We start from the raw sequence: 5700 nt of genomic DNA, 5'->3' as shown, positions 1-5700 counted from the left end.
TGCAGACTTTTGAGGATTCCATACTTTTAGCAAAAGAAAAGCTCATCGAATACAATGAGCTTAAAGGTTCTTTTCAAGTGTCAGATTAACCACAACTGTCAGGTTAAGTAGTGGCTAGTACACTTTATGTCCGACAATCCGAATACTTTTGAAGAGGCGGTCGACATATGGCGACCCAACAACTTATACCCTGAAAACAGATACCGAATACCAGAATTATTTCTTGGGAAATTCTCTACTAGTGATGTTAAGAATGGAAGATCCAAAGCAATAGAAAAACATCTTATGTATGATAGGAAGAGAGAATCGTCATCGTCTTTTTTTTCATATATCATTTACGAATGGGACGGTTGGCCAGCACAAACTAAACGGGTTGTTTTTAGGGCTCCAGGTGGTCGAACGGCTTTTTTTACATACCAATCGTACAACAATTACTATATTGCCACACAAGTTCGAGCTGAACAAAATTTTACTCCTTCCCCTGAATTTTATGTGTTGAGAGGTTTTGGTAATAAAAGAAATAATAATGTAATCGAATATAATTATACTCCCGGTAATTAACTCAAATTATAATGGAAAAAAGGCTGTTGATGTTTTTTTTTATATTTCCGATTCTGGCATCTTCACAAGATGCAACTAGAAAAGGAGAATTCTTTTTTAATGCAGGGCCTGAATACAGAATAACGCCTATATATAGATTAAAAGCGTTTTCTTCCAAATCAATCTACACTAATCCAGATGCGCAAAATTCAGGCCCTGCATTAAATTTGGGAGTAGATTACTATATTACAGATAACTTTAGCATCGGATTTAAAAACTCCTTTCGTTATGATATGATTACATCCGGAATCAACGTTGTTGGTTCAATAGAACCTTCTATATCAAAAACAGAGAGAGATTTATTAGTTGGCTATCATTTTAATTTAAGTTATCAATTCCAAATTTTTAAAAAGGGTGATTTATTGTTTAGAATAGGTATTTCGTTATTAAATAGAAACAGCAATTTTACGGCGGTAGAATCTGTTTTTGACCAAAATGGACAAATAGTTGGAACAGTTTCATCCTTGTTAAATTATAATTATAGCGCAAATAAAATTTCCATTGGATATGTAAATGGAAGGTCTAAAATTATGTTGGGGACATATATCTCACAAAACACGTCTTATTTTGATGAAACTACTGCCTTTTGGATACCATTTATAAACTATAGTTTTGATTTCGCCAAACTGTGATGAAGTAAATCTCCAATGCCTGATTTCAGTTATTTAGTATTGGTTTTTATTTACTCTAGGTTGAAACTTTAATTTCTAAACAACCGTTTCCGAAAGATATACTTGTTGTACATATGTTGTACAGAAACAATAAAAACAAGGAAGCCTTCACTTTGGTATAGATTTTTGTTGTTGAGATTTTGAATATCCCGACATTTTGCTCAATACATTAATGAAGTAGTTTCCCATTAACTGGCACGTGGTGAACAAAAAAATGAATTTCCGTAGCGTTTATTGAATTTAAAGTATACATCGAATATTTGGTGAAAACGTTTTAAAAGAGACGGTATTAGAAAGGAAATTGGGTCGGCGACCATCACTTTTTAAAATGATGACCAAGCGGTCCAGAGCGTCACATTATTTTGAGTGTTTGCGCCAACCTTTTTCACGGTTTTCAATGGTTTCAATCGGTTTTGCGCAAACTCTTATAATATATACATGACAACAGATATGTCCAAGGTTGTTTCTTTTTAAACAAAATTGTAACAATTTCTTCCAGTGTTTATGGGGTCTACGGAACAATTTGACATTTTTTACTTTTCTCCAAAAACACTTGTAAAACAAGGGTGTAAACTATCGTAACGTCGCATTTGCGCGCTACCCTCTCGCCATACAAATCTTTTTCCGCTCCGCTCCAAATATTTTTATACACCATAACCAGTTATGTGCTTGATATAAAAACAAATCCATATTTGTTATGAACCACCCAAATAAAAGTATGTTGCAATGGAAACAACGTCCTTTTTTGAATTATCAATATTTAAAATTGTAGTTTTACACTATATCCATAAACCATTTTTATTGGGAAAACAAAGTAAATGAACATATAATCAATAGCGTTATGCTATAATCCATTCAAAGAAAACGACCAATTTTTAATACCGAGGATTATAAGCTGAACGCCCATCGCAAAGGGTGGGCTTCTCTTGTTCGGTGATGGTGCTTGGTCGTACCTCTTTGAATATAAGTTGAAGTACCGCCCTCATTCTTTTATGGGATAAGGGAATTGAACAAACACAGTCATACCGTAAAAGAACTGGTCGATGGAAGAACATATTTACAAGGAAACCGAATCTGCCAATGGGAGTCCCCGCTATACCTTCTTGGTCGGTTCCCCTAACCCGTCCGAAAATCTAAATATCAAAGTGAACTTAATGTTAAATCAGGTTGACCCTTCCATGAAGCCGTATACAATTGACCATGACATTGTGCGAAAAATGTACAGTCATGAAATAGGCGATATTGATGAAAACTCTTTGGTACTCTCCTATGTATACCACAACTACCACAAGAAAAAGGATGACATGGTAAGCATGGAAGCCTATTACCTGGAACTTAGGGAATACTTTTCTGACCTAAAGGCAAAGGGAAAATTCCCATTCGATGCTAAATAAACGGAGGCCAACATACTTTCTACTGTATGGCCTTGGCACCCTTTGAACCCGTTTTGGATCTATAAAGTTCCATAAGCTCTTGCATATCCTCCCCTACTTTCTTTTGCAGCACCCTTGCATATAGCTGGGTAGTGGACAGTTTTGTATGTCCCAAGAGTTTTGAAACAGTCTCTATTGGAACACCATTGGACAATGTTACCGAAGTGGCAAAGGTGTGTCTTGCGGTATGGAAAGTCATTTTTTTACGAATACCGCAGGCATCAGCAATTTCTTTCAAGGTTCTGTTTATCATTTGATTGCTATACCTCGGCAATAAGCCACCTTCTTCAATAATCTGCGGTTCTTCCTGATATTTTTCAATAATTTCCAAAGCTTTCGGTAGTAAGGGTATTCTTAGGGGTTCTTCGGTTTTGGTTCTTTTAGTGTACAGCCAATTATTTCCATCGATTCCTTTAACTAAATGCTTGGCCTTTAAACCTTCAACATCTATAAACGAAAGCCCTGTGTAACAAGCAAAAATAAAAAGATCTTTAATCTGCTCGGTACTGGATTTTTTAAATGTGGTCTCTTCAATCAAACATAAATCTCGCTCTGTCAAAAATTGACGCTCCGTTTTTTCAAAACGCAATTTAAAATTCACAAATGGGTCTTTTTCCAACCATTCCAGCCGTACACCAAGTTTGGAAATCTTTTTGAGTCGTTCCATATGTTTCATTGCACCATTATTAGTACAACCCATTCGGGTAGAAGGCTTATACTTTCTTACATACTGTTCAAAGTCAATAATAAAACCATAGTTCAATTTCTTTAAGGTGATATCTTTTACTTTTAGTTCTTCTTCAAGGAACTTTTTGATGCAACGTTGGGTACTATAATAGTTTTTCATGGTACCCGGCTTAAGTATGTTGACCATTGTAATATTATGATAAGCTATCAAATCCAATAAGGTCTTACCACAATCATCTTCTTTGAGGAATCTTGCCTTGACCGAAGCAGAAGTAATATCCGCATCTTCTTGTAAAAGCTGACGATGCGCTTCGTGAAGACCTGTAAAAACTTGATCCAAGTACTTATTCAGGGAGATTACATAGTTGGAATGACCTCTTCCTCTTTTGCGTTTTTCGTCCCAAAGGGACACCGATAATTCACGATTTAGGCTAAATTCAGCTCTTTTTCCATCTATGGTTACACGGGCATATATCTTAATGCTCCCCTTTTCCAAATTCAATTTTCGGGTGATGAATACGACTGACAATCTACTGCTTTCCAACATCTTAAATAGCTTTTAAAAATTTAACATCATGGTAAAAAACACAAGGCCAATTACCTTCAAAAGCTACTTCAAGGTACAAAAAAATGGATGGTTAACAATTCCCGATTTGGACACCAACGATTCGTTTTCATGTGGTTTCAGATGGTTTCTTTTGAAATCCTCAAAAACATAAAACGTTGCAAATCAGGTGATTTGCAACGTTATGCAACTATATGAAAACAGTGAAGTCGGGATGACTGGATTCGAACCAGCGACCACACGCACCCCATGCGTGTACGCTACCAGACTGCGCCACATCCCGAAGTAGCTTAAATACTGTATTTCAGTATTTTAATCACATCTATAAAATATCTTTTTAAATCCAACGTTGCTAAATAAACGTATTTTTTATAAATTCTTGTGCAAATTTTGTGCAAATGCTACAAGCCGATATTTTCATAGATACAAGACGAAAAACTCAAAAGGGTTTTCCAATCAAGCTGCAAATATATTGTACTTTAACCCAACAACGCAAGTACATTCACACCAAATTATACCAAAACAGCAAAACAAGGAAATCAGTAGAGGCTCAACATGCTCTATCCAAGCTATTAAACCGTATTAAGCCTATACAAGAATTAACTTTAGAAGAAGCCTACCCACTACTCAATAAAGAAGGTGACCTAGAAATAATGGCAATGAAGTTAAAGCTGGAAAAATTTAAAGCCAATGTGGATTTTTTCGCTTTTACCAAAAAACTCATTTCTGAAAAGGAAATCCAAGGAATGGACACCAAAGCATTTGAAGCTGCAATAAGGGAAGTTAAAAACTACACCAATCAAGAAACCTTCAACTTAAATGATATTACTTATACATGGGTAAAAGATTATAAGTTATTCAAAATCAAGAATGGAACGAATGAAGGAGGTATCAGCTATTACCTAAGGACTATACGAACCATTCACAATGAAGCCATAAAAAGAGATTTGGGAGTCAAAGACACCAAACCCTTTAAAGGATTGATTTCAAACATACCAAGTGCTGAGCATGATTTAAAAGATTGGAAAGTTGAAGATATACACAGGCTTCAGAAATTTGAGCATTCTAGGGCTACGGATAAAACCAAAGAAAACATGCAAAGGGCAATAGACATTTTTATGTTTCAAATTGCTATCGGAGGGCATGATTTGGTTGATGTAGCCAATTTAAGGTGGTCTAACATCAAGGGAAGTAGATTAATCTTCAAAAGATACAAGAACAGAAACAAACCAGGTGGAGGTAGAACGGTAAACAATATTATTCTCCCCTTTGCACAAGAAGTAATTGACAAATACGGAGATAAATCCAATGAGCAAATATTTAAGTTTCATGGAGATCCCAAAAAAGGAACATACACCCATAGACTATATTATGCTACGTTAAAGAGGATTTCTAAAGAGCTTGGTATTGCCCCCGCTCTTGCTACCAAAACACCGAGATACGTATTTAGAACAGTAGCAGGTGAACTACTCATACATGATTTGATAATAGAAAGTATTTTAGGGCATAAACCAACTACAACTAATCGGAAATATCAAAAAGGTGTTAAGCATGAAGTTCAAGATGAAGCTCACGAAAATGTATTTCGTAAAATTTACAAGAACCCAAAACCTTTCTTTTAATTGTAATAGTTAAGACTTAATCTGACAATCTTAATAAATTAGTTTAACCCTTAAATTAGATTTGTCAGATGAGTACAGAAGAAAAGATCATCAAACCAAAGTTAGGATTATTAGAACTTGCC

General features: G+C 35.3%; 5 protein-coding genes and 1 tRNA gene. 4 read left to right on the top strand and 2 right to left on the bottom strand.

Features of this window, described 5'->3' with window-relative positions:
- The first annotated feature begins 126 nt into the window (after nucleotides 1-126).
- From E4661_RS18780 to E4661_RS18770, 3 genes are all read left to right on the top strand, one after another.
- The gene (locus tag E4661_RS18780; protein ID WP_136469003.1) at nucleotides 127-561 is read left to right on the top strand and encodes a hypothetical protein; all 435 of its coding nucleotides are present in this window, start codon (nucleotides 127-129) and stop codon (nucleotides 559-561) included.
- A gap of 11 nt (nucleotides 562-572) precedes the next feature.
- Nucleotides 573-1232, top strand: coding sequence for a hypothetical protein (locus tag E4661_RS18775; RefSeq protein WP_136469002.1), 660 nt, complete (start codon nucleotides 573-575; stop codon nucleotides 1230-1232).
- Nucleotides 1233-2314: 1082 nt separating this feature from the next.
- The gene (locus tag E4661_RS18770) at nucleotides 2315-2665 is read left to right on the top strand and encodes a hypothetical protein (protein WP_136469001.1); all 351 of its coding nucleotides are present in this window, start codon (nucleotides 2315-2317) and stop codon (nucleotides 2663-2665) included.
- 19 nt (nucleotides 2666-2684) lie between these two features.
- Here E4661_RS18770 and E4661_RS18765 read toward each other — a convergent pair whose 3' ends face one another.
- Both E4661_RS18765 and E4661_RS18760 read right to left on the bottom strand, forming a co-directional pair.
- Nucleotides 2685-3938 carry a site-specific integrase gene (locus E4661_RS18765; RefSeq protein ID WP_136469000.1) on the bottom strand — a complete coding sequence of 418 codons (1254 nt, stop codon included), beginning with the start codon at nucleotides 3936-3938 and terminating at the stop codon, nucleotides 2685-2687.
- A gap of 227 nt (nucleotides 3939-4165) precedes the next feature.
- Nucleotides 4166-4239, bottom strand: a tRNA-Pro gene (locus E4661_RS18760).
- A gap of 115 nt (nucleotides 4240-4354) precedes the next feature.
- On the opposite strand from E4661_RS18760, the gene E4661_RS18755 reads away from it, so the two are divergent.
- The gene (locus E4661_RS18755; RefSeq protein ID WP_136468999.1) at nucleotides 4355-5578 is read left to right on the top strand and encodes a site-specific integrase; all 1224 of its coding nucleotides are present in this window, start codon (nucleotides 4355-4357) and stop codon (nucleotides 5576-5578) included.
- The last annotated feature ends 122 nt before the right edge of the window (nucleotides 5579-5700 follow it).

Source organism: Flagellimonas onchidii, assembly GCF_004804315.1.
Taxonomy (GTDB): domain Bacteria; phylum Bacteroidota; class Bacteroidia; order Flavobacteriales; family Flavobacteriaceae; genus Flagellimonas; species Flagellimonas onchidii.
Note: the sequence above shows the minus strand (reverse complement) of the source record. Positions and strands in the feature narration are given on the sequence as shown.